Origin of the sequence: Anaeropeptidivorans aminofermentans (genome assembly GCF_940670685.1) — a bacterium.
GTDB classification, from domain to species: Bacteria; Bacillota; Clostridia; order Lachnospirales; family UBA5962; genus Anaeropeptidivorans; species Anaeropeptidivorans aminofermentans.
This window is the reverse complement of record NZ_OW711693.1, coordinates 3,036,737-3,062,064: the sequence shown is the minus strand read 5'-3', so window position 1 is coordinate 3,062,064 and position 25,328 is coordinate 3,036,737. Positions and strand designations below refer to the sequence as shown.

Genomic DNA, 25,328 nt, shown 5'->3' with positions numbered 1-25,328 from the left:
CAGTAAGTATGAAATATACGGTTTTTGTTCCTGTAATTAAACTATTTTACTTAGGTATAAATTTTAAGAAATTTACTGAAATTACTTTGTAGGTTTAAGAAGATATTGATTTAAGGAGGCTTTATATGTTTAAAGAATTTGATGATTTTAAAATGCAAGGAACGCCTTGGTATGACGAAACAAAGTGGGCGTCCCCTATGAACTTTGAAGAAGGTGTTATGACAGACACATTGCCTAAAAGCATTTATATCCATGATGTTACCCTTCGTGATGGGGAGCAGACTGTAGGGCTTAACTGGACTGAAGAAGAGCGTATGGAAATAGCGCTGATGCTTAATGATTTAGGCGTAAAAAGCATTGAAGTAGGAATGCCGATTGTTTCGGAAGATATTGTAAGAGCTTCCCAGAAACTTAGCGAAATGGGCCTTAAATCCGAGCTTGTAGGCTTTTGCAGGGCAAGAACCGATGATATTGATTATGCAGCAGAGGCAAAACTTAGCAGAGTCATTGTTGAACATGCGGTAAATCCTTATACCAATGTTTACGGTTACAATGCAGACGAACAGAAGGTCATAGACAGGGTGCTTAAGGCTGCTGACCATGCCTTTAATAAAGGAATGAAAGTTACATTTATGGGCTGGGACGTAACAAGAAGTCCTCTTGAAAGCGTAATGCGCGTTTACAGGGAAATCGTAAAGAGAGTTCCTGTTGAATCCGTGGTATTTACCGATAGCTTCGGCGTAGCGACACCGAGAGCCGTAGGCAGGGCTGTAAGAGAATTTAAAAAGGAATTTTCATGCCCTATGGAATTCCATGTACATAATGAGTTCGGTATGGCTATGGGTGCTGTGTTAGAGGCTGTATATGCAGGCGTTGACGGAATCCATTCTTCCATAAACGGTCTTGGGGAACGTACAGGAAACGTTGCTACAGAAGAGGTTATTACAGCGCTGAAAGTGCTTTTAAATATTGAATCAGGAACGAATATTCAGTATGTAGATAAAATAACAAAGCGCATTGAAGAAATCACAAGAATCGTAACACCGCCAAATAAGCCTGTAACCGGCAAAAAGCTTTTCTGGCTTGAATCAGGCGTGGTTGTTCAGGCCAAAACCCGTATGGAAAACGCGGGAATAAGTGCTGCAATGGCCCCTTACCTTCCGACCGTAACAGGCAGAGAGCCTATTCATATTGTTTTAGGCGGTTCCAGCGGAAAAGATAATATCCAGTATTATCTTGACAAGCTTGGCGTTTCCTATGACGATACATTTGACTTTGAAGGAACCCTTGCAAAGGTTAAAGAAGTATCCAGGATTAAGAGAAGAGTGCTTACAGACGAGGAGTTTTTAGAAATCGTAAAACCTGAATAGGAGGAGACCCCTATGAAAGCATTTATAGTTTTGGACCCTAAGGACAATGTGGCTACGGCCCTTTTAGATATGGAAGAAGGCTTTGAGATAAACGACCCTTATATTGAAGAAAAGATTATTTGCCGGCAAAGAATCCCCATGGGCCATAAATTTGCGGTAAAAGACATTAAAAAGGGAGAAACTGCTTTTAAGTATGGAGCCTCTATCGGGGTTATGTCGGCGGATGTTTGTGTGGGAGAGCATGTTCATGTGCATAATCTTCTGAGCCGCCGGGGAAAAGAAAAGGCAGGTGAATAAAAATGCAGAAGCTAATGGGTTATAAAAGAAAAGACGGACGCTTTGGTATCCGCAATCACCTTCTGGTAATACCTACTGTAGTATGCGCCAATGGCGTTGTAGAAGCCCTCGGGCGCATTTACGGAGATAAAATAATGACCATAAGCCATCCTTATGGCTGCACCTTTGATTATGTAAGCAATGAGGAGATTGAAAAAACCCTTGCAGGTGTTGCTTCAAACCCCAATGTAGGGGCTGCCTTAATCATAGGTCTTGGCTGTGAAACGGCAAAAATTTCCTATGTATATGAAAAGACAAAGGAAACAAATGATTTAACCGCATGCTTAGTGATACAAAAGGAAGGCGGCATGAAAAACACTATTGAATCCGCCGGAAAAATCATAGATGAGTATCTTTTAAAGCTTGAAAAAATGGAAAGAGAGCCCATGGAAATATCCGACCTTCTTGTAGGCACTCAGTGCGGCGCTTCCGACAGCTATTCCGGCCTTACGGCAAATCCGGCTTTGGGTCTTATGGTTGACAGGGTCGTTGACGAAGGAGGCACAGCCTTTCTTACGGAGCTTACAGAGTTCATAGGGGCGGAAGAAGATCTTTATGAACGCTGTAAAGACGATGAAACAAGACAACTGCTTAAGAAATATATGGACGAGACGGAATCGAATTTAGCCAGAGTGGGGAGCAATAATTTAAGGGATATTTCCCCCGGAAACATTGAAGGCGGGCTTACGACCCTTGAAGAAAAATCCCTTGGCTGCATTAAAAAAGGCGGTTCGAGACCAATTTCCGAAGTGGTATATCACGGCGAAATTCCCAAGTCCAAGGGGCTTGTTATCATGGAAGGCCCCGGGCATGATGTAGAGTCTATGGTTGCTTTGGCAGCATCAGGAGCGCAGCTTTGTTTCTTTACAACAGGCAGAGGTACTCCTACAGGAAACCCCATAATGCCTGTAATCAAAGTTTCAAGCAATTCGCAGATTGCAAAGAATCTTCCGGACCTGATTGACGTTGACGCAGGAACTGTAGTTTACGAAAGCGAAACCCTTGAGACTGTTGCAGGGCGCATGTATGATTTTATGATTGATGTGGTTAACGGAAAAGAAACAAAAAGCGAAGAAAACTGCTGTCGGGAATTTGCCATCAGACGCCGGGGCAAGGATGTTTGTATTCTTTAAAGTAGGGAGGCAAAATGATGGGTGAGTCGGTTTTTAAAATAACTGACGTTAGCAAGGCCTTTTCCAGAAAAAAGGAAAAGCAGGTCATTTTAGATAAATTTTCATTTTCCGCCGCTCCTCAGGAGGTAATCGGTATTATGGGCCCCAGCGGCTGCGGTAAAACCACTCTTCTGAAAATATTAGGCGGCATAACACAGGCAGATGAAGGCAGTCTTTCTGTTTTTGGAACAGACTGCTCGAAGAAAATGCCGAAATCCATTAAACAACGCATCGGCTTTGTCTTCCAGGAGAATAATCTTCAGCCATGGCGTTCCGTAGAAGATAATTTGAAGCTTCCGCTGGAAATGCACTATTTTAAGGACGAAGCCGATAATAAGGCACGTATTGACGAGGCCCTTGAAATCGTAGGACTTTCAAATTACAGAAGGGCCCTCCCTCAGGAGCTTTCGGGAGGAATGATGCAGCGTGTAGGAATCGCAAGGGCACTGGCTTTAAGGCCGGACCTTCTTCTTCTTGACCAGCCTTTCGGCGCGTTAGATGCTCTTACCCGCAAAAAGTTAAGGCTGGATTTTCTTCAAATATTTGAAAGAAGTAAAAACACCATTGTAATTGTTACCAACAGCATCGACGAAGCACTGCTTTTTTCAAACCGTATTTTAGTTCTTTCTGAACAGCCGGCAAGAATAGAGCACATTGTAAATGTAGATATTCCCTTTAACAAGCGTACGAAAGAAGTTGCTTTCGATCCCCAGTTCCAGATGCTTCGTAAGCAGATGATCGAAATCGTAAGCAGGCAGTATCAGCGGGAGCAGAAGGAAGAGGGGTGCGTATGAAAGATAAAAACGCTTTAAAAAACAGACTTTCAAGCTCATGGCGAAATAGCTGGCCCGGCCTGATGATGCTCTTAATTATACTTATTTTCTGGGAAGCCGCAGTTTATATCTTTGATATCTCTTTTGTGGTTATTCCGGCGCCCCATATTATAGTAAAAGAAACGATGAAGTATTTTAAATCAGAGCTTCTTGTTCACTGGCTTGCTACCGTAAAAATCATTGCCATCGGGTATATTTCAGGGGTATCTTTCGGAATTTTGCTGGCGTCTTTAATTTCCCAGTCAAAGCTTGCCATAAGGGCACTTTCTCCTCTGATTACGGTTCTTGTTACTTTGCCTACTATGGTAATTATACCGATATACATGGTTTGGGTAGGCTTTGACATAGAATACAGGGCTATTCCCGTATTTATGAACGTAGCGTCTATTATTACGCTGAATACCCTTTCAGGCTTTGTAAATGTTGAAAGCAGGCTTCTGGACCTTGCGGAAAGCTACGGAGCAACAAGAGCCCAAAGATTCTTTAAATTTGTTTTTCCAAGTGCTTTGCCGGAGATTTTTACAGGGCTTCGCCTTGGCTGTACATTTTCAATCCTTAACACCATAGGTATAGAGTTTATTGCAGGAAAGGTAGGCATGGGCTTTGCTGTTCAGTATTTCAGCGGGCTTTTGAAAATGCCTATTGTATGGGGCTGTATCCTGATTGTAGGTATTACAGGCCGCGTTATGTTTCTAATCGTAGAAATTTTTGAAAAGAAACTCGTAACCTGGACACGATAGTGAGGTAGGGTAAAATGGATAAAATTGTTCTGAATAATGTTAATAAAATATACAAGACGAAGCGTCAGACGATACACGCATTAAAGGATATAAATATAACGATTCCTGAAAAATCCATTGTGTCTATCGTAGGCCCTTCCGGCTGCGGAAAATCGACGATTGTCCGGCTGATATGCGATATTATAGAGCCTACCTCAGGAGAAATTATCGTAGACGGCTATAAGTATGAAAAGAATGTTCCAAAGTCGGTAATTCGTAAAATGGGATTTATTTTCCAAAGGCCGAATCTCCTTCCATGGCTTACTTTACGGGAGAATATCGCTTTTCCACAGAAAATAGTAGGGCTTAAAGGCGAAGAATGGGATAAATACGTAGACGAGCTTATAGAAATAGGGCGGTTAAGCCAGTGTGCAGACCTTCGGCCGTCGGCTCTTTCAGGCGGAATGCTTCAAAGGGTAGGAGTTTTAAGAGGGATGGCCATTAAGCCGGAGATTCTTCTTATGGACGAACCCTTCGGTGCCCTTGATGATATGCTAAGGGAACAGCTTGACTTAGAGACCCTCAGCATATGGGAAAAGCTCAGCCAGACCATCGTGTTTATAACCCATAATGTTCGTGAATCCGTGCTTATGTCCTCAAAGGTATACGTTATGTCTACGAATCCCGGTCAAATTCTTGAGGAAGTTAAGATAGATCTCCCATACCCAAGGGATTTATCCATAATTGCAGATCCCAAATTCATCGAATATGAGGAAAAAATAACTGCGCTTATCGGAGAGATCGATCTTTCGACCGTTAAATAGGGGAGGTTTTTATGGCAGAAAAGGGTATTGCCAGACGAACGTTTAATTTATTAGCGCCTGTTCTGGTTTTTGGTTTTGTTTTCGCTGCTTTTGAATTTCTTGTGGTTGCGCTTGATATGCCTGCATGGCTTATTTCAAAGCCGTCGGATACCATACGCACTTTGATTTCACAGATGGATGTGATATGGCCTAACACCCTTATCACCATTCAGGAAATTTTAATAGGCTATGTAATCGGCGTTACTGCGGGAATTTCTCTGGCGCTTATATTCACAAGCAACAAGTTCTTAGACAAGGCGATCAGTCCTTATGTAATATTTTTGATTGTTACGCCTCAAATTATTATGGTACCGCTTTTAATGCTTTGGATGGGATTTGGTATTTCCGTAAAGATTGTCGCGGTTGCGCTTTCTTCTTTCCCCATCAATATGATGAGTACAATGACCGGTGTAAGAAGCGTATCGGTTGAGCGGTATGAGCTTATGAAATCACTCAGGGCAACAAAATTGCAGACATTTTTTAAAGTTCTTATTCCTTCCGCCCTGCCGAATGTTTTTACCGGCATGAGGCTTGCCACGATCTTTGCGACAACTTCCGCCGTAGGTGCGGAGCTTGTAAGCGGCAACGTGGGGGTTGGCCCCCAGATTGCCTATCATACGGAGTTTATGATGGTAGATGTGGCCTTTGCGTATGTTTACGTCATGGTGTTCATAAGCGTGACGTTTTACATGTTGATAAATGGAATTGAATCCATAGTATTAAAAAGGAGGTAAATAATAATTATGAAAAGAACGTTAGCAGTATTATTAGCAGCGGCCATGATGCTTTCCCTTACCGCATGCGGAGGAAACGGAAATGCCCAGCCACAGCAGGAACAGCCGAAACAGGAAGAAGCAAAGCAGGAAGAGCCTAAGGCTTCAGAAGAGGCTCCGGCAAAAGGCACCGACGGAAAACTCCGCAGAAATGAAATCGTAAGAGTAGGTTTTACAGCACCGGTAGCAGGTTTCACATGGTCCCCTCTTCTTATCGCTCAGGTAATGGGATATTTTGATGAAGAAGGTATCGACGTTGTTTTTGAACAGAGCTATTCAAGCTCCGCCACAAGAATGGTTGCGGCCAATCAGGTTGAATTTTCAACCCCCGGGCCTCACCTTACATCAGCAGGTATCGCAAGCGGTATGGACATTATCTCTGTATTCCAATGGTATCCTGTAGACATTTTCGGCTTTGCCGTAATGGAAGACAGTGACATTAAAACCATAGCAGATTTAGAAGGAAAGAAAATAGGAACAATGACGCCTACCACAGCCAATCAGGTTATTCCTATTATTGAAGCTGCAGGCGTTGATTCAAGCAAGGTGGAAATGATCCCTGTAGGCGACGCCCGTGTACAGCAGCTTACTGAAAAAACCGTTGATGCCGTTTGGACATGGGATGGTGAATGGCAGCAGTGGAAGGCAGAAGGCATTAATATCCGCTATTTAAGCGGACAGGAAGTTTATAAATCAAGCTCCAACAGCATTATTGCAAGCACACAGCTTGTTGCGGAATATCCTAAATTAGTAGAAGGCTTTTCAAGAGCGCTTGCAAAGGGCAGCTACTTCTGCTACAAAAACCCGAGAGCAGCCGCAGACATAATCATAAGCAACTGGACTTCACTTTTAGTTGACCTTGATACAGCTGAAGAAATCGTTCAGACATCCGTTAACTTCATGACAGGCGGAAAAGAGGTTATGGAAGGAAACACCATAGGACAGCACAGCGACGACTCTTGGAACCTTATGATGAAAGACTATGTACGTATGGGAATCGTTCCGGAAGAAGTGCCTCTTGAAAAATGCTTTACAAATCAGTTTGTTGAAAAAATTAACGATTGGGACAGAGCGGAAGTTGATAAGGACGCCGCAGAATATCAGTATGTAAGCAAGTAAAAAGATGATTACAGGCTTCTCCTTAAAATATGGGGGAAGTCTGTTGCCATAAATTCAGATATGTAAAATTTGAAAGGATTTTTGCCTTTTGAGTACTATAGTATATGGGTTTTTGTTTCTTCTTTATGAGAAAATTACTATAGAATTACTGAAAAGTTTTTAAAAATCCGTAACGTTTTTAATTTTATTATTTATGATAAGCGAGCCTGGAAATGATACAAGCAAAGCTTGTAAATGGTTTTCAAGTGAGCGCCTCCTTATACTTACTGAACTTTAAAATAAAAGGCAGTTTAAAGCTCAATAATGTATTTCATATGTTTTCAGTAAATTAACTATATAGTTAATTTGCATCTTTTCATCCTTGTTACTTATACCAAAATGGCAAGCACTGAATTTGATTATTAAAGTAAAAAAGGATTGAGACAGCAAGAAAAACCTATTTATATCCAACAAAGATAAAAAGATCTTTGTTGACTACAAGGGAATGTTTACCTAGCTTTGCTGTAAGTGTTTTTAGATGAACTAAGTATAAAATATACGGTTTTTGTTACTGTGATTAATTTATTTCACTATGTAAATAAACCTGAAAAAAGACCAAGTTTATTTACTATAAATTAAAGGAAAACCTATTAAGCTTAAAAACGAAAAGACTTTTTAAGTTTAATAAGTATACATAACGAAAGGACTGATTTTGTGCGTTTATGCTATCAGATTTCTACTCCTGAAGTAAAAAAAGCACCGGGTGTAACAGCTTATCAGGCGGATTTGGAAGATTCCTATAAGGCCCTTTTGGAAAACGGCTATGAGGGTGTGGAGCTTATGGTGGATAATCCCTCCATGGTAGATTCTTCACGGATAAAAGAGCTTTCAGATAAATATAATTTGCCTGTTGCCATGATTTGTACAGGAGAGGTGTTCGGCCAGTCGGGCCTTACTTTTAACCATCCAGAAGAGGAAAAGCGTAAAGAGGCCGTAAAAAGAGTGAAAGACGCCGTTGACCTTGCGGTAAAATTAGATTGCGGAATCGTTAATATAGGCCGGGTAAGAGGCGGCTTTTCCCTTGGGGGCGACCATGAAAAAGAAAGAGCCCTTTCAATAGAAGGCATGAAAGCAGTAGGCCAATATGCCGGGGAAAAAGGGATTGTTATAGCCCTTGAGCCGGTGAATTCTATTGCCGCTTCTTTTATAAACACTACTCAGGAAGGCATGGCCATAGTAGATGAAATAGGCCTTTCTTCCTTTAAACTCATGCTTGACAGCAACCATATGTTTATAGATGATAAGGATTCCCTTAAAAGCATAGAAGATGCGAAAGATTATTTTGTTTATGTTCACCTTGCCGACAGCAACAGGCTTTATCCGGGAAACTGCAAACTTGATTTTGAAGCCTTTATCAAAAAACTGAAGGAAGTTGGATATGACAGCTGGGTAAGCGTAGAGGTTTTCCAGCGACCTGATCAGGATATTGCCCTTAAAAAAAGTGCGGCGTTTTTAAAGCCCATGATTGAGAGCCTTTCTTAAAAACATTTCTTAAGCTTATTTTGTATTCAGACGAAAATTGTTTTTTTAATCATAAGAAAGGGTGGGTAAATATGAAATCATGGATTGCCTACGGCAAGGAAAAGCTGTATTTTGATTTGCCGGAAAATGCAGAGATAGTGGAAGTGGCCCTTTCTCATCATGAACCCTCTGAAGCGCCTGAAATTATTATAAACACTGCGCTGGAAAACCCCATCGGGTCTTTTAAAATCGAGGATATTGTAAAAAAGGGCCATAAAATATGTATCATAAGCGACGATATAACAAGGCCTACACCTGTGGGGCTTATTCTTGATGCGCTTATGCCAAGGCTTTTAAAAGCAGGGATATCTGAAGAAGATATTTTTATCCTTATCGCATTGGGAAGCCATAGAAAGATGACTGACGAAGAGCTTTCTGCCAAGCTTGGAGATTATGCTTTAAGCATTAAAGTCGTACAATCCCAGTTTTCTTCAGACGATGCAAGCATCAGAATCGGAACCTCTACAAAAGGAAACCCTGTTCTCGTTCAAAAATCAGCTATGGAAGCAGATATCAGAATCGGCATAGGAAATATTGTTCCTCATAATACTCTCGGCTGGTCAGGGGGAGCAAAAATTGTATTTCCCGGTATTGCCGACGAATCTTCCGTTGCAGAATTCCATATGCAGGCCGCTCTTCACGAAGAAGCTCTTTTTGGAACCGTTGAAAACCCTGTGCGCCATGAGGTGGAAAGCTGGGCAAAAGAGATGGGCCTTACCTTTATCATTAATACGGTACTTTCAAGAGAATGTAAGCTTATAGACTGCGTTGCAGGGGATTATGTAAAGGCTCACAGAGAAGGGGTAAAAAAAGCAGAAAAGATATACGGCGTTCCCATAAAAGAAAAATTTGATATTGTAATTGCCGATATGGAACCCTATTCTTTTGACTTCTGGCAGGGAACAAAAGCCTTGAACGCTTCCGTAAAAATGGTAAAAGAAGGCGGAACCGTAATCATGTCGGGGCCCTGTGAAGAAGGTGTAGGACCTCACCCTGAATATCTTGATTTTATGGGTATGAGAGGGCTTAAATCCCCTGATGAAAGTGCCGAAGAGGACCCGCTGGCGGTTTCCGTAGGCTTCATGATAGGAAAGCAGATGAAGCATTTTGATACGATGATGTATACGGAAGGCCTTACAGAAGATGAGCTTAAACGGGCCGGAATCAAGAAGATAACAGATATAGGAAAAGAAATTGAATATATTTTAAAAGATACTCAAGGGCCTGTAAAAATAGCCTTGGTACGTGACGGCTCCGAAGTACTTCCAGTTATGAAGTCATAAGACCATGTATTAAATTAATGAAAAACCCCCGGTATAGAAAAACTATACCGGGGGTTTTGTTGATATTTCCTACTATAGTTTTCTTGTTTTTGATGTTTTTTTGCCAATTTTATGTGAAAGCCATATCCGGCATTTATTGATATCAAGAGAAGGAAAGCATTTGTCATTATCTGTATTATTAAATCTTCTGCTTTTGCAGATAATATAGTAAATTTACTATATTATCTGCAAAAGCAATGTTTGCCCAAAAACTTAACAATTTATTAAATTAAAGCATTTGGAAACTTTTTAAAGACATTTTTAATCGATTGTCGTATACTTTATAGGTTCGGCCTTGTTTCAAAATTTTTCAACTTGCGTAAATTAATAAAGGTAAATGAGCCTCTTTCTTCTTGTTTCCACAGCGCATATGGATAATGCACTGTCAAATCAGAAAAACACGGCTTAAATGTATTTTACGGTTAATTTACAATTAATATAATTTCAGGAGGAGCAATATGAAAAAGAAAAAAATCCTAATAATCGGCTTGGTTTCGGTTGCCGCTATAGCGGCCGTTTATATGGGCAGCCAATATCTGAAATCCAAGGTTTCAAATATAGGCTTTCCGGTTCAGGTCGAAACTGTTTCAAGAGATACGATTACAACTACCGTATCTGCTAAAGGAGAGGTGTCTCTTTTAAACAGCGAGCTTATTTTTGCCAACACAAATGCTGAGGTTGAGGAGGTGCTGGTGGAAAAAAATGATATGGTTAAAAAAGGCGATGTTCTTCTGAGATATAAAGAAAAAAGCAGAGAAAAAATCGAAAACCAGTTAAGAGAAGCCGAGCTTAACCTTAAAAGCGCAGAAATTTCACTGAATCAGGAAACCATTCCGGCATCTGAAACCGACCTTGAAAACGCAAGAATGTCTATAAAATCCGCAGAGGATAAAATAAAGGATCAGGAATATGCAATAGACAGACTTGAAAGAGATTTAAAGGATCAGGAGAAGGCCGTAGAAGACGCTAAAAAGACGGTGGAAAATACAAAGCTCCTTTATGAAGCAGGGGCAGCAAGCAAAGATGAGCTTACGACAGCCGAAGATGCCCTGAAAACTGCTGAAAACCTTCTTGTATCCAAGAAAAATGACTATGCTCAAAATGTTCAGACCATGGAAAGCTTAAGGGATAACCTTACATACCAGAATAATTTATATAACCAGCTTGTGAACAAAAATTCAACCCAGCAGTCTAAAAACACTGTTGCTCAAAGGCAGATTTCCGTAGAGCAGATGAGATTAAGAGTGGATGAGCTTAGAAAAGACCTTGCCGATTTTCAGTATGAAATTATAAGCCCTATTGACGGAACCGTAACAGAGCTTAATATTTCTAAAGGTGCAATAACCCCTACGGATAAGGCCCTTATGGAAATATCCAATATTGAGGATTTCGTTGTTAAGGTCAATGTAAACGAAAGAAATGCGGCAAAAATCGCAACAGGCCAGGTCGCTGAAATCAAAGGCTCTGTTTTAGGTGATGAAAGGGCCTCCGGTAAAATTACGAAAATAGGCTATATTGCAGAGCAGAAGCAAAGCTCCTCAGGGGGAATGGAAACAGTAATCCCTGTTGAAATAACCGTAGACCCATCGGAAGCTTCAAAGCTTTTAAAGCCTGGATTTTCTCTTGAAGCTATCATTACAACTCAGGTTAAAGAAAACGTAGTTGCTCTTCCTATTTTATCAACATTAAAAGAAAGCAACGGAGATAATTTTGTTTATGTAGTAAAAGAAGATAATACCCTTGAAAAAAGGATCGTGACTCTTGGCGTTTATTCGGATATGACGGTGGAGGCCGAAGGCGTTTCAGAAGGGGAAACAATCGTTGCCCAGCCTACCTTCGACATGCATGACGGAATGAAAATAACACCGATTTCCGCAAATGCCGAGGCAGAAGGGGATCAGCCGGAAGCTGAAGGTGAGGGCAAGTGATAATAGATGTTAAGGCGCTTCACAAGGTATATAGGAACGGAAAAATAGAAGTTGAAGCCCTTAAGGGCATTAATTTCAGCGTAGATAAAAAGGAGTTTGTATCTATCATGGGGGCCTCCGGTTCAGGAAAATCAACCCTTATGAATATTTTAGGCTGCCTTGATTCCGTAACTGCCGGAGAGTATATACTGGACGGGGAAAATGTGGCGGGATTAAAAACAAACCATCTTGCCACCATCAGAAATAAAAAAATAGGCTTCGTATTTCAGTCTTTTAATCTTCTGCCAAAGCTCAGTTCTCTGCAAAATGTAGAACTTCCCATGATTTATGCCGGGGTTAAAAAGAGTGAAAGAAGAGAAGCGGCAATGTCCGCTCTTGAAAAGGTAGGCCTTAGTGACAGGGCAAAGCATAAACCCAACGAGCTTTCCGGCGGGCAAAGACAGAGGGTTGCCATTGCAAGGGCTCTTGTCAATAGACCTGCAATCCTTCTTGCCGACGAGCCTACGGGAAACTTAGATTCAAAATCCAGCGTGGAAATTATGGATATATTCCAGCAGCTTAATAGAGACGGGGCAACCATTGTTATGGTTACCCATGAGAGGGAAATCGCCAATTTTTCCAACAGGATCATAACCTTTAAAGACGGATATTTAATAAGCGATGAAAAGGTAGAGAACCCCACCCAAGCGGGGAGGGATAATTAATGAATATTTTTGAAAGCATATCCTCGGCACTTAAAAGCATCTACGGCAATAAAATGCGTTCGGTGCTTACGATGCTTGGCATCATTATAGGTATCGGCTCCGTTATTATGATAACCTCTGTAGGCCAGGGCGTAAAGGATATGGTATTTAATTCACTTAATAATATGGATAAAAGAATTATACAGGTTTATCCCAAATCCACATCATCTTATGATGATATGCTTGACCCAGACGATGCTGCCGCCATTGAAAAAATTAACGGCATATCAAGGGTTACATTAATAAGGCAGGGAGTATATGCAACAGTAGATCTTCTCAGGCCTGATAAGACAAAAAGCGGTTCCATTCTGGGCGCAGATGAAAATTACGGTATTCTTGAAAGCGCTGAAATTCAAAGGGGCCGTTTCATAAGCCAAAATGACGTGGCAAACGGAAGCAAGGTTGCCGTTTTACAGCCTTATGTGGCCGTTCAGATCTTCGGCTATATAGACTGTGTAGGAGAAACCATAGAATTAGACGTATGGGGCGCAAAAGAAGAATATACTATAATCGGTATTTTAAAAGGGGATACCACCCCAAGCGCCATGGATGAAATGGGCACCACCCCTCTTAAAAGCGCTTTGGTTACAGTTCCTTATACATCTCTTGACCAGTATTACGACAATGGCGACTCGGTGGATTTCTTTGCCGTATCCATAGATAAGGATAGAAGCACTCAGGATATGTCGAAGCTTATAACGGTTATTTTAGATGTGCGCCATAATTCTACGGATAATTATTACGCAGAAAGCCTTGAATCCGGCTTTGACCAAATCAATATTATCTTAAACGGAATAACGGCATTTATAGCATTTGTTGCGGCGATTTCCCTTTTTGTAGGGGGCGTAGGCGTTATGAACATTATGCTTGTATCCGTAAAGGAAAGAACAAGAGAAATCGGTATAAGAAAATCCTTAGGTGCTACCGAAGGAAATATAAAATTCCAGTTTCTTCTTGAATCTGTAACACTGTCTCTCATAGGCGGTATCATGGGCATTATTCTCGGCCAGCTTCTCGCAAGAGCTGCCGGAACATTTATGAGCAACAGCATGAATGCGGAAATAATCCCCTCAATATCCCTGATAAATATTGCATTGGCCTGCGGGGTTTCAACTTTGGTAGGAATCGCCTTCGGTGTATACCCGGCAGGAAAGGCCGCCAAGCTTGACCCAATAGAAGCGCTCAGATACGAGTAATGAAGGAGGAGTTATTATGAATATAGTTGAAAACATCTATTCGGCTCTTTCCGGCATTACAAGCAATAAAATGCGCTCCTTGCTTACAATGTTCGGAATAATCGTAGGTATAGCCTCCGTTATTATGATTGTAAGCGTAGGGCAAGGGTATAAAGAGTCTATAACAGGCCAGTTTGAAGAAATGGGTCTTGATACATTAACTCTTTCTCTGAATTCCAGAAGCGAAGTAAAAATAGAAAGCGTTGATGTTCTTACTTATGATGATATTGAAGCCATAAGAAAAATTCCCGGCGTTAAAGCCGCAGGCGCGTCTCAGAGTATGGGGGTAGGCGGAGAAGCGGTCACTACCTTAAGCGGAGACACCAGAAGCATGATGTTTACCGGGGCAGATATGGAATACCTGAATATGGATAATATAAAACTTGAATCAGGCAGGCTGATATCCGCCAAGGATGTTGAAAACAGAGCCAGCGTTATCATAATAGATGCGGATTTGGCAAGAGATGTATTCGGAAGGACAGACGTTATAGGAGAAACCTTTGAAATCGGTTTATGGGGGATTACCCTTACACCTACGGTAATCGGCATAACAAAAAGTGACTCTATGAGCCAGCTTTACTCCATGTATGGCTTTGCGAGAGGAACAATTCCCATGACTTATTTACAGGATATTTTCGGAATGGGTGAAAGCATAGGCGAAATAAAGGTAAAAGCTGAAAACCCTGAGGATATAAAAATCCTTTCCGATAATATCATCAGAATCATGGAGCTTAATCATGGCAACGAGGATAAATACAGAATATCTTCCGTTGCAGATAACCTTAAGGAAGCCGATCAGGTTATAGGCGTATTTACCTTATTTATGGGTATCGTTGCAGGCATCAGTCTTCTTGTAGGGGGCATCGGGGTTATGAATATTATGCTTGTTTCCGTTACGGAAAGAACAAGGGAAATTGGCATAAGAAAATCTATAGGTGCAACCAATTGGAATATTCAGTTTCAGTTTCTGGTAGAAGCCATTATAATTACAGCCATAGGAGGCGCATTAGGCATTGCCTTCGGCTATCTTGGCGGTATGGCATTTGCGGCTATTGCCGGCATGGTAACAGGCTCTCCAGTTACGCCTTATATTTCTCCAGGAATTATTGCAATGGTTGTAGCCGTTTCAGCAGCTATAGGAATCGTATTCGGCGTATACCCTGCAAATAAAGCCGCAAAGCTTGACCCAATAGAAGCATTGCGATATGAATAAAAAAAGTGTGTTGCAAAATAAATTGCAACACACTATTTTTTAATGGAATCAACAATTTAAAGCTTACGAGCCTAAAAAATATTTATCTATAAATCCTTCCCTTAAGGGAAAAAATTTCACTTTATAAATATTATTAGTTCATATATATTCTGAATTATGCTATACTTTATATAAAGCTTAATGCAATTTACCTTTATAATAATCAATATACAGGAGGGATTTTTATGCTGGAAGCAGGAGTAAAGGCTCCGGATTTTACATTGGAGGATGCCAACGGAAATAAAGTAAGTCTTTCCGACTTTAAAGGAAAACGAGTAGTGCTGTATTTTTATCCCAAGGACAATACCCCCGGCTGTACCAGGCAGGCCTGTGCTTTTAAAAACGCTTATGACGGATTTAAGGCCGAGGACATTGCCGTTATCGGTATCAGCAAGGACAGCGTAAAGAGCCATATGAATTTTGCCGAAAAATATGAGCTTCCCTTTATAATTTTATCCGATGAGGAGCTTACTGCCATAAAGGCCTATGATGTATGGCAGGAAAAGAAAAATTACGGAAAAACTTATATGGGCGTTGAAAGAACGACGTATATTATTGATAAGGACGGAATCATAGAGAAGGTCTACAAAAGGGCCAAGCCTGATTCCAATGCTGCTGAGATACTTGAATATATAGAAAAAACAAGATAGCGCAAATTTATTCTTTTTTCAGATTTATTCCCTATACCGTTGTGAATATCGCGTATCAGATACAGTTGTATGCATATCTAGGTTATGCAAATACACGAATAATGTCATCGATAAATCCGTCAAATATAAAATATTGACAAATTTTCGTGTAAATGATACTATTGATTTATAAATTAATAAATGGGAGGTTTTGCTTGTGTCAGTTTCTAGGGAAGAGCTTAAAAAGAGAGCCTGTGAAGCAATTGAGAAAAACCGTGATAAAATCATCGAAATAGGCGACTCTGTTTTCGGCGAGCCAGAGCTTGGCTATAAAGAATTTAAAACAGCAGCAAAAGTGAAAAAGGTTTTTGACGAGCTGAATCTTCAATATGAAGATGAGGTTGCCATAACGGGAATCATCGCTCCCCTTAAAGGCAAGGAATCAAAAGTTAAAGTAGCCGTTATGGGCGAGCTTGATGCAGTTGTTGCTCCGGGCCACAGATGTGCGGACAAGGCTACAGGCGCTGCTCACTCCTGCGGACATAATGCCATGGTAGCCTCTTTAATGGGTGTTACTTACGCTTTTGCAGGCACAGGAATTATGGAAGAGCTTTCAGGTGATATCGTTCTTATGGCTGTTCCGGCTGAGGAATTTGTAGAGCTTGAATACAGAAATCAGCTGAAGCAGGAAGGCAAAATCCATTTCTTCGGCGGCAAGCAGGAATTCGTTCGCCTCGGAAAGATGGACGATATCGATATGATGATTATGCAGCATGCTTCTTCTAAAGACGCAAGGGGAATCTTAGGCTGCTGCGGTACAGGAAGCAACGGCTTCTTAGGTAAGCTTGTACGCTATGTAGGTAAGGAAGCTCATTCCGGCGGCGCTCCCCATCTTGGTATAAACGCCCTTAATGCTGCGACCTTAGGCCTTACAGCAATACATATGCAAAGAGAAACATTCCAGGATAAAGACCATATAAGAGTTCACCCGATTATCACAAAAGGCGGCGATCTTGTTAACGTTGTTCCTGCTGATGTTCGTATTGAAACCTATGTAAGAGGCTCCAATATGGACGCTATTATGGATGCAAACGCTAAGGTTTCAAGAGCATTAAAAGCCGGCGGCGACGCAGTAGGTGCAGAAACTGTAATAACAGACATTCCCGGCTACCTTCCTCTCGTTGTAAATAACGACTTATTTGATGTTATGTACGAAAACATGAAGGAAGTATTCGGAGAGGACAAGGTTCTTTACGAAGGCCCTGCCATGGCAGGCTCCACAGACGCAGGTGATATTTCAAGCATCATGCCTGCAATGCACTCCAATTTCTTTGGCTCTGAAGGAATTGCTCACAGCTCAAACTATGAGATTGTCGATAAGCAGACCGGTTATATTGACGCTGCAAAATGTATGGCTATGACCCTTATCGACCTTCTTTATGACGGAGCTGAAAAAGCAGTTAAAGTGAAAGAAAACTTTAAGCCCCTCATGACAAAAGAAGAATACTTAAAAGATTGGGGAAAAGTTGAGTAATCAGTGATTTAGATGTGCCCCGGAGAGCATAGCTTTCCGGGGCTTTTTGTGTAAAAAATATAAATATATAGTAAATAAATTTAGAAAAATCAAGTTTATTTACTATATATTTAAGGAAAACTTATTAAACGTAAAAACTAAAAGACAATTTTTACGTTTAATAAATATAGAGGTAAAGGAGGAGTTCACTATGGGTAAACAGGATATAAAAGAAGAGCTGCTTTCTTCTGTAAAATTGCCGGAAGGCATTTTAATCCGAGAGTTTCTTGAAGAGGACTTTCCTTCAATTCAAAAATTATGTGAAAAAGAAGGCTGGCTAAGCTATGTAAAAAGGGCAGAGGATACTCTCAGGGCATGGAAAAACGCATCTATCGGCCTTATTGCCCTTCATGAAGGGAAAATAGTTGGCCTTGTCCGTGCCTTGACAGACGGGGAAATTACTACTTATATAGCGGAAATTTTAATTGAAAATACCTATAGGGGAAAAGGTATAGGAAAAGCATTGCTTGATCTATGCCAAGTTCTTTATCCTCATACAAGGCTTGATTTGCTCTCGGCGGAAAAGGCGGAGGGCTTCTATGAAAGCAATAATTTTAGGAAAATGACCGGCTTTAGAAGAAGCCCTTATGAATAAAAATCTTCAAAAAAGTTTAATTGCGGAAGAGCTTTAGACTTTTGCAAATAAATGGTATACTGTAATAATATAAATATAGCGGACAAACAAGCTTTTAAGTTCGCTTCGCATAAATTAAGCCATAAAGCAGGACGGAGGAGCCATGAGAGAAGAATATTTAAAAAACATAGAGGAAGCCAGGCAAATACAGGTAAAATATGAAAAATGGCATACGAAGCTGGGATATATAAAGCTTATAGATATAGGGCTTTTTTTGCTGTGCCTTTATTTGACTATAAAATCCGTCGATTTTCCTAAAATATTATTGACGATTATCTTTTTTGAAGCTTATTTTCTGCTGATGGTAGTCCATCATAAGGCGGTTCAATTTCTTGAAAATGCAAAACGTATGGAAAGGGTATTTCAAGATTATATAGACAGAATGGACGGCAATTGGACAAGCTTTAAAGACACGGGAGAAGAATTTAAGGAAAAGGGCCACGGATATTGTGAAGATATTGATATTTTAGGCAAATCCTCCGTATTTCAGCTTTTAAACACGGCGAAAACTTATCTTGGAAGACGATTTTTTGCAGAAGATCTTTTAAACCCGGAACAAGATTGTAAAGAAATTGATGCAAGGCAGGATGCGGTTATAGAGCTTTCTGAAAACCTTAAATTTGTTACGGAGCTTCAATGTTTTGGAAGCCGTGTCAATAAAGACTTAAACATGAATAATATTATAAATGCTATAAAGGGTGAAAAAGGGCAGAATAAAGCAGGCATTTTAGATTATATAACTTTTGTGCTGCCTGTTTTTACTGTTGTGGTAACTGTTTTTTCCTTCATTCTTAAAAGACCGGAGCTTTATATAGCTTTCTTTGTATTATTTGCAGCCCAGGCGCTTCTTTGGCTTTTCGGGATGATAAAATTATTTTCCTATTTAGGCAGAATAGCCGATGAAAATTATAAAACAAGGCCTTATGTGGAAATGTTTAAATTAATCGAAGGCAGAACATTTGAAAGCCCTCTTTTAAAGAATATAAAAAGCAAATATATCATAGGGGACAAAAAGGCTTCCGATGCCATGGAGGAGCTTAGCCTTATCATAGGGGCCATTAACGTAAAAAGACATGGCATTTTATATTTTGTTCTTAATTTAATGCTTTTATGGGATTATAACTGCGCTTTTGCCCTTAAAAAATGGCGGGTAAAATATGAAAGCCATATAGAAGAGTGGTTCACAGGAATCGGTCATATAGAATCCCTTATGAGCTTTGGCACGCTTAAGCTTATAGAAGAAAAGGTAAGTATTCCTTCAATTAAGGAAGGAAAGAAAATAGTTGCCGAGGAATTAGGACACCCTTTAATAAACGTTAAAGAAAGAGTAAACAATAATGTAAGCCTTGACGATAAAATATTCATTATATCAGGCTCCAATATGTCCGGGAAAACCACCTTTTTACGTACATTAGGGGTGAATATGGTTCTGGGGCTTAATGGGGGCTATGTTTTGGCCTCTCATATGGAGATTCCTGTAATAGGCATTATATCCTCCATGAGAAATATGGATGATTTAGGGGAAGGTACCTCTACTTTTTATGCGGAGCTTAAAAAGATAAAGCAGATATTGGAAGAGGCTGAAAAGGGAAATGTATTATTTCTCATAGATGAAATATTTAAAGGCACCAACTCCACAGATAGGCTAAAAGGAGCGGAAGCCGTAATAAAAAAACTTGATAATTTCTCAGCCATAGGGCTTATAACTACCCACGACCTTGAGCTTTGCAATATAGAAGACGGAAAAAGAATTAAAAATTACAGCTTTAAAGAGTCCTACGAAAGCGGAAGAATTCATTTTGACTACATTCTTCGAGAAGGCAAATCCGAAAGCACCAATGCCAAATATCTTATGGAGATGCTTGGCATCGTATAGACCAAATAACTTGAAAATACAAAAGTTAATTTATCGAAACCATATGAAATATATTTTTAAACCTTAAAATACCTTTTGTTTTAAGGTTTAAATAAATATAAATTGCCGGTATTGAATAAATTTATCAAAGCATATGGTAAATCTCTTTGAAGAGAGCACTAAAGCCTATCCATATAACAGACTTAAAAATACGAGTTTCCTTTGGGAACAGCAGATACGGTTTTCTTGCTGCTTATCTTTAAATTTACTATAATTGACGGAGGTATCAAATGGATTTTGAATTAAAAACAGGGATAGAAAAAGAATATAGCCTTGAAGTAAATCAGAGCAATACAGCTAAGGCTGTAGGAAGCGGCGGCCTTGAAGTGTTTTCAACGGTTTCTCTTATAGGGGTATTTGAGAAAATATCCTATGAGCTTATGGAAGAGCATCTCCCGGAGGAATTTTCAACAGTAGGCATCAAAGTAAATATAGACCACATTGCAGCTACCCCTATGGGCATGCATATAGAGTTTAAAACAGCTCTTACGGATATTGACAGAAAACGCCTTGTGTTCGAAGTTGAAGCGAAGGATGAGAAAGAAATCGTAGCAAAGGGCATTCACGAGCGCTTCATTGTAGAAAAGGAAAAATTTATGGAAAAGGCAAAAAATAAATTAAGCTAGAATTTTGATGAGTCTACAGTTTTTACAATTCAGATTTCTTGACAATCGAATAATATTTTAATAAACTTGGTTTAACTTTTTTATTATATTAATTTTCCATAAAGAAGTAACAAAAACCTCTTTACTATAGACTCAAAAGCATGATTTCCTTTGGAAACGGCATACCTTGAGCCAAAATGAATATACTGTTTTGTTACGGTTTCATTTTAAATTTACGATACCTGATTAAATATAAAATGTTAATGCTGTTAATTTACTTTTCTCTTGTTTCATGCGGCCTGAGCTGTCTATACTTATTAAGCTTGAAAACGGTCTTTTGATTTTAAGCTTAATAAGTTTTCCTTCCGTATAGAGTAAATAAACTTAGCTTTTTAAGCTTATTTACTCTATTTATGCCGGAATAAAAGTAAATTGACCATATAATTGAAAGAGGCTTACGATTGGATTTCTATAAAGAGCTTTATGAAAGTCTTTGGCAAAGCGGGTTTCAGCCTGCAAAAAGACTTATTCCAAATGAATACGATGAAACTGGCAGGCTCAGGGGATTTATAAAGACCGACGGGCCTGTTTGGTATGGCCTTATCCTATCGGACTATGAAGCGATTGATTTTAAAAAGATTCTTGAAATTAACGAGTATTTCTCAAAGACCCTTGAAGAGGCCACTGGGGCCTATAAGGCAAGGCGACTTATTATACTAAACCTGATTATTGCAGAAGATATAGACATTGGTTTAAAGGCCTTTGTAGACACAACGGAAGAATTTTACGACCAGCCTGTAAACCATGTCTATTGGGGCGTAAATAAAATCACCGGAGAAATATATTACAATAAAAAACAGCCTTCAAAGCTTGTTAATTTGGAAAATATCATTCCGCTTTGCGTACAGGAGGACGGCTTAAGGCCTGATAAAATTACCGTAAATAAAAATAACGGCCATTTGCTTACGTATTTCTTGATGCTTATAAACTGTCTGATATTTGCTCTTTTAGAGCTTAACGGCGGTTCGGGGGATATCAGAGTCCTCCTTCGGTTTGGAGCTATAGAGCCCGGGCTTATAATAGGAGGCCATGAGTATTACAGGCTTTTTACGGCTATGTTTCTTCATGGAGGAATAAGCCATCTGTTATATAATATGTTTTCTCTTTATATATTCGGGACGCGAATTGAAGACTATTACGGCAGGATACGGTTTCTTATTATTTATATTTTTTCGGGGCTTGCAGGAAGCATATTCAGTGTGCTTTTTACCCAGTCTGTTTCCGTAGGGGCGTCGGGGGCCATATTTGGCCTTGTAGGGGCTATCGCCGCATGGACGTACAAATCAAAAGGATATCTTGGGGGCCTTAATTCCCAGACCATGGCCATCTATATTCTTGTATCTGTAGGTTTTGGCTTTGTTAACGGCAAAGTAGATAATTTCGGCCATTTAGGCGGGCTTTTGGCAGGGGCGCTCATAAGCTTTATATTGCTTTCCTTTAAGAAAGCTGAAAAGAGGGATTAAGATGAATATAAAAGAGCTGAATGATAAACTTCAAAAAAATATGCTTTTTACGGAATATAGTGAAAGAAAAATTGTATTTGGAGAAGGTAAGACCCATTCCCCTTCCGTAATGCTTATAGGAGAAGCGCCAGGGGGAAGCGAGGAAAAGGAAGGCCGGCCCTTTGTAGGAAGCGCCGGAAAGAATCTCAATGAGTTTTTAGAGGCGCTGGAGCTTTCCCGGGAGGAAATATATATCACCAATGTGGTTAAAATACGGCCCTTTAAACTAAGCCCTAAAACAGGTTCCCCTGTGAACAGAACACCGGACAAGAAGGAAACAGGCTTCTTCTGCCCCTATCTTTTAGAAGAAATAGAAATAATAAAGCCGGAAATCATAGTCACCTTGGGAAATACGCCTTTAAATGCCCTTATGGGAAAGGAATATTTAATCGGGGCCTATCATGGAAGGCTTATTAAAGGTAACGGTGGAAACATCTTTCCCTTATATCATCCGGCAGCCATCATTTATAACAGAAGCCTTAAAGAAACATATTTTGAGGACTTAAAAGCCCTTAAAGCACTTTTGTAAGGTTAAACTAAAAAGCCTCAGGTCAAAGTCTTTGACCTAAGGCTTTTAATATTTCTATGTATAAGTAAACTTCTTATGAAAAAGAAGTAATCTTTTGAGCCCTTGAGAATATACCAATAGGATACTATCTCAGGATACCTTCAAGCTCTGCAAGCCTATCGGGAACAGAAATATTCTGCGGGCAGGCGGCTGCGCATTGACCGCATACGATGCATTGAGATGCTCCGCCGCCGTTTTCTACGATGCTTGCGTATTGCTGCTTCGCTTTGCTTTCTGCGGAAGCCACTGCCGAGCCGTAAACATTATAAGCGCTGAAGCAGTCGGGTATCTGAACCCCTACAGGGCATGGCATACAGTAATTGCAGGCAGTGCAGTTTACAAGGATACGTTTATTCCAAGCGTCTGCAATGGATTTTATCATCTCTTGTTCTTCGTTGGTTAAGGCCTTGTCTGGAACCATGTCCTCCTGGCTGCAAATACGGATATTTTCCTTAACTTGCTCCATCGTATGCATTCCTGAAAGGAGGAGGCTTACCTCAGGATGATTTGCTACCCATCTTAGAGCCCATTCCACATTGCTTCTTTTTACGGGAAGCTTCTCAAATTCCGAAACAATATCCTCAGGCATTTTATCTGCAAGCTTTCCGCCTCTTAAAGGCTCCATGATGATAACGCCCATGTTTTTGGAAGCGGCAAGTTTCAGGCCTTTCATGCCTGCCTGGTAGTCTTCGTCGAGATAATTAAGCTGTATCTGGCAGAAGTCCCAGTCATAAGCATTGATTATTTCTTCAAAAACCTCATAGGAATCGTGGAAGCTGAAGCCGAAATATTTAATCTTTCCTTCGGCCTTTGCCTTCATGGCTTCTTCAAAGAAATTATTCTTTACTAAATTATCAAAGCGGGCTTTGTCAAGGGCATGCTGAAGATAAAAATCAATATGTCCGCAATCAAGCCTTTTAAGCTGAATGTTAAGGTTATCCGTCCAGTCTCCCGGTTTTTCAGAAAGCCAGGAAGGGTTTTTTGTCGCAAGAAAAACCTTTTCTCTATAACCGTCGGCAAGGGCCTTTGCCACAAGCTCTTCTGAATTTCCCCCGTGATAATTAAATGCTGTATCAACATAATTTACTCCATTATCAATTGCATATCTGATCATTTCGATGGACTTTTCTTCGTTGATTTTATTGTTGTCCCCATCAACTATAGGCAAACGCATGGCTCCGAAGCCAATAAGGGACGGCTTAACGCCAAGTTTTCCAAAATGTCTTAACTGCATTGCAATTCCCCCCGGTTTTTTTTATAATACTCATAGTATATCATAAAACAAAGACTTAATAATATATTTTTCTGGCAGAAAATCAATTTTTAACAATTCTAACCATATTGGCGGGAGGTTTACAGTGAATATACCGGAGGGAGTAAAATATATAATCAATGCTCTTAGTGAAAGGGGCCATGAGGCCTTTATTGTCGGCGGCTGCGTAAGAGATATAATTTTAGGAAATACTCCGAAAGACTGGGATATAACCACTTCCGCAACGCCTTACGAAGTAAAGGATATTTTCGGAAAGGTCATCGAAACAGGGATACAGCATGGCACCGTTACAGTGCTTATAAATGGAGAAGCCTATGAAGTAACCACCTATAGAATCGACGGGGCTTATGTGGATTTCAGAAGGCCTTCCAATGTGCTTTTTACGAAAAATCTTGAAGAAGACCTGATGCGGAGGGATTTTACAATGAATGCCATTGCCTACAGGCCGGAAACAGGATTTGTAGACCCCTATAAAGGAATAGACGATATCAAGCAAAAAATCATAAGAGCCGTCGGTGATCCGGACAGAAGGTTTAATGAAGACGCCTTGAGGATGCTTAGAGCCATAAGGTTTTCCTGCCGGCTGGGCTTTGGAATAGAAGAAAAAACCCTTAGAAGCATAGAAGAAAACGCAAGGCTCATTGAAAATATATCCGTTGAACGCATCAGAGATGAAGTTATAAAGGCTTTTTCTTCAGAATATATTGAAAATATATTTTATTTTGAAGAAAATCGTCTTATAAAATATGCCCTGCCTCAATCGGGAGATTATTTTTATAAGAAGCTCAGGCCTGTATCTGCGGATTTAAAACGTCTTTCTAAAATTAAAGAAAGCAGTTTGTCTCAGCTTTTTACCTTATTGTTTCAGTATATGGCGGAAGAAGATTTCTGCGGGAATTTGACTTATCTGAAGCTGGATAATAAAACCTTTAAGGAAGCTACCATCTTAAGAAAGCATCTTTTTACCCCGTTGCCTCAAAATAGATATGAAGTAAAAAAACTCATAAATTCAATCGGCTATCCTTGTCTTTTAAAGTTAATGGAACTTAAGAAAATAAAAGGCGAAGACATTTTTTATATTGAAAGTACATCAAAGGTAATTATAGATAACAAAGAGCCTGTAAGCTTAAAGGATTTAAAAATAAACGGAAATGATATGCAAAAGCTTTTAAATATCAAAGGAAAAGCCGTAGGAGCGCTTCTCCTGATGCTTCTTGACGACGTTATGAAAAGCCCTGAGCTTAATGAAAAGGATATATTAATTTCCCTTGGAGAAAAATATAAAAACAGTATGGAATTATAAAATTCAAATATTAAAAAGAGCAGGGGTTCCCCTGCTCTTTT

At 39.9% G+C, this 25,328-nt stretch carries 23 protein-coding genes; 22 read left to right on the top strand and 1 reads right to left on the bottom strand.

Annotation, left to right across the window (positions count from 1 at the left end; all coding sequences use genetic code 11):
* Window positions 1–125 precede the first annotated feature (125 nt).
* From NBX03_RS12910 to NBX03_RS12810, 21 genes are all read left to right on the top strand, one after another.
* The gene (locus tag NBX03_RS12910) at window positions 126–1,370 is read left to right on the top strand and encodes a LeuA family protein (RefSeq protein ID WP_250228175.1); all 1,245 of its coding nucleotides are present in this window, start codon (window positions 126–128) and stop codon (window positions 1,368–1,370) included.
* 12 nt (window positions 1,371–1,382) lie between these two features.
* Complete coding sequence (locus NBX03_RS12905; RefSeq protein WP_250228174.1) at window positions 1,383–1,667, top strand: UxaA family hydrolase; 285 nt, start codon at window positions 1,383–1,385, stop codon at window positions 1,665–1,667.
* Between the two features lie 2 nt (window positions 1,668–1,669).
* Window positions 1,670–2,839, top strand: coding sequence for a UxaA family hydrolase (locus NBX03_RS12900; protein WP_250228173.1), 1,170 nt, complete (start codon window positions 1,670–1,672; stop codon window positions 2,837–2,839).
* Between the two features lie 14 nt (window positions 2,840–2,853).
* Window positions 2,854–3,672, top strand: a complete 819-nt coding sequence (locus NBX03_RS12895) for an ABC transporter ATP-binding protein (protein ID WP_250228172.1) — start codon at window positions 2,854–2,856, stop codon at window positions 3,670–3,672.
* Window positions 3,669–4,451 (top strand): ABC transporter permease, encoded by a 783-nt coding sequence (locus NBX03_RS12890; protein WP_250228171.1) that lies wholly within the window; start codon window positions 3,669–3,671, stop codon window positions 4,449–4,451. Before NBX03_RS12895 ends, NBX03_RS12890 begins: the two co-directional genes overlap by 4 nt.
* Before the next feature lie 14 nt (window positions 4,452–4,465).
* Window positions 4,466–5,254: an ABC transporter ATP-binding protein gene (locus tag NBX03_RS12885; RefSeq protein WP_250228170.1), complete on the top strand. Its 789-nt coding sequence runs from the start codon at window positions 4,466–4,468 to the stop codon at window positions 5,252–5,254.
* Window positions 5,255–5,265: 11 nt separating this feature from the next.
* Window positions 5,266–6,027 carry an ABC transporter permease gene (locus tag NBX03_RS12880; RefSeq protein ID WP_250228169.1) on the top strand — a complete coding sequence of 254 codons (762 nt, stop codon included), beginning with the start codon at window positions 5,266–5,268 and terminating at the stop codon, window positions 6,025–6,027.
* A gap of 9 nt (window positions 6,028–6,036) precedes the next feature.
* Entirely contained in the window at window positions 6,037–7,185 is a 1,149-nt protein-coding gene (locus NBX03_RS12875) for an ABC transporter substrate-binding protein (protein ID WP_250228168.1), read from the top strand.
* A gap of 693 nt (window positions 7,186–7,878) precedes the next feature.
* A complete protein-coding gene (locus tag NBX03_RS12870) occupies window positions 7,879–8,706 on the top strand; it encodes a sugar phosphate isomerase/epimerase family protein (RefSeq protein ID WP_250228167.1) in 828 nt (275 codons plus the stop codon).
* Between the two features lie 71 nt (window positions 8,707–8,777).
* Window positions 8,778–10,028: a nickel-dependent lactate racemase family protein gene (locus NBX03_RS12865; RefSeq protein WP_250228166.1), complete on the top strand. Its 1,251-nt coding sequence runs from the start codon at window positions 8,778–8,780 to the stop codon at window positions 10,026–10,028.
* Window positions 10,029–10,525: 497 nt separating this feature from the next.
* Window positions 10,526–11,995, top strand: a complete 1,470-nt coding sequence (locus tag NBX03_RS12860) for an efflux RND transporter periplasmic adaptor subunit (RefSeq protein WP_250228165.1) — start codon at window positions 10,526–10,528, stop codon at window positions 11,993–11,995.
* Entirely contained in the window at window positions 11,992–12,699 is a 708-nt protein-coding gene (locus NBX03_RS12855) for an ABC transporter ATP-binding protein (protein ID WP_323373237.1), read from the top strand. Before NBX03_RS12860 ends, NBX03_RS12855 begins: the two co-directional genes overlap by 4 nt.
* Window positions 12,699–13,934, top strand: a complete 1,236-nt coding sequence (locus NBX03_RS12850; protein ID WP_250228164.1) for an ABC transporter permease — start codon at window positions 12,699–12,701, stop codon at window positions 13,932–13,934. The genes NBX03_RS12855 and NBX03_RS12850 overlap by 1 nt, the downstream gene beginning before the upstream one ends.
* A gap of 16 nt (window positions 13,935–13,950) precedes the next feature.
* On the top strand, window positions 13,951–15,186 hold the full coding sequence (locus tag NBX03_RS12845) for an ABC transporter permease (protein WP_250228163.1): 1,236 nt from the start codon (window positions 13,951–13,953) through the stop codon (window positions 15,184–15,186).
* Between the two features lie 224 nt (window positions 15,187–15,410).
* Complete coding sequence (gene bcp, locus NBX03_RS12840; protein WP_250228162.1) at window positions 15,411–15,875, top strand: thioredoxin-dependent thiol peroxidase; 465 nt, start codon at window positions 15,411–15,413, stop codon at window positions 15,873–15,875.
* Window positions 15,876–16,071: 196 nt separating this feature from the next.
* The gene (locus NBX03_RS12835; protein ID WP_250228161.1) at window positions 16,072–17,388 is read left to right on the top strand and encodes an amidohydrolase; all 1,317 of its coding nucleotides are present in this window, start codon (window positions 16,072–16,074) and stop codon (window positions 17,386–17,388) included.
* A 190-nt stretch (window positions 17,389–17,578) separates the two neighbouring features.
* Window positions 17,579–18,022, top strand: coding sequence for a GNAT family N-acetyltransferase (locus NBX03_RS12830; protein ID WP_250228160.1), 444 nt, complete (start codon window positions 17,579–17,581; stop codon window positions 18,020–18,022).
* A gap of 142 nt (window positions 18,023–18,164) precedes the next feature.
* Window positions 18,165–19,937 carry a MutS-related protein gene (locus NBX03_RS12825; protein WP_250228159.1) on the top strand — a complete coding sequence of 591 codons (1,773 nt, stop codon included), beginning with the start codon at window positions 18,165–18,167 and terminating at the stop codon, window positions 19,935–19,937.
* Window positions 19,938–20,206: 269 nt separating this feature from the next.
* Window positions 20,207–20,602 carry a thioesterase family protein gene (locus NBX03_RS12820; protein ID WP_250228158.1) on the top strand — a complete coding sequence of 132 codons (396 nt, stop codon included), beginning with the start codon at window positions 20,207–20,209 and terminating at the stop codon, window positions 20,600–20,602.
* Window positions 20,603–21,042: 440 nt separating this feature from the next.
* A complete protein-coding gene (locus NBX03_RS12815) occupies window positions 21,043–22,104 on the top strand; it encodes a rhomboid family intramembrane serine protease (RefSeq protein ID WP_250228157.1) in 1,062 nt (353 codons plus the stop codon).
* A gap of 1 nt (window position 22,105) precedes the next feature.
* Window positions 22,106–22,672 carry a uracil-DNA glycosylase gene (locus NBX03_RS12810; protein WP_250228156.1) on the top strand — a complete coding sequence of 189 codons (567 nt, stop codon included), beginning with the start codon at window positions 22,106–22,108 and terminating at the stop codon, window positions 22,670–22,672.
* A 124-nt stretch (window positions 22,673–22,796) separates the two neighbouring features.
* Here the strand turns inward: NBX03_RS12810 and NBX03_RS12805 are convergent, their stop codons facing one another.
* A complete protein-coding gene (locus NBX03_RS12805) occupies window positions 22,797–23,945 on the bottom strand; it encodes an aldo/keto reductase (RefSeq protein ID WP_250228155.1) in 1,149 nt (382 codons plus the stop codon).
* A gap of 124 nt (window positions 23,946–24,069) precedes the next feature.
* Between NBX03_RS12805 and NBX03_RS12800 the strand changes: the two genes are divergently transcribed.
* The gene (locus tag NBX03_RS12800) at window positions 24,070–25,287 is read left to right on the top strand and encodes a CCA tRNA nucleotidyltransferase (RefSeq protein WP_250228154.1); all 1,218 of its coding nucleotides are present in this window, start codon (window positions 24,070–24,072) and stop codon (window positions 25,285–25,287) included.
* The last annotated feature ends 41 nt before the right edge of the window (window positions 25,288–25,328 follow it).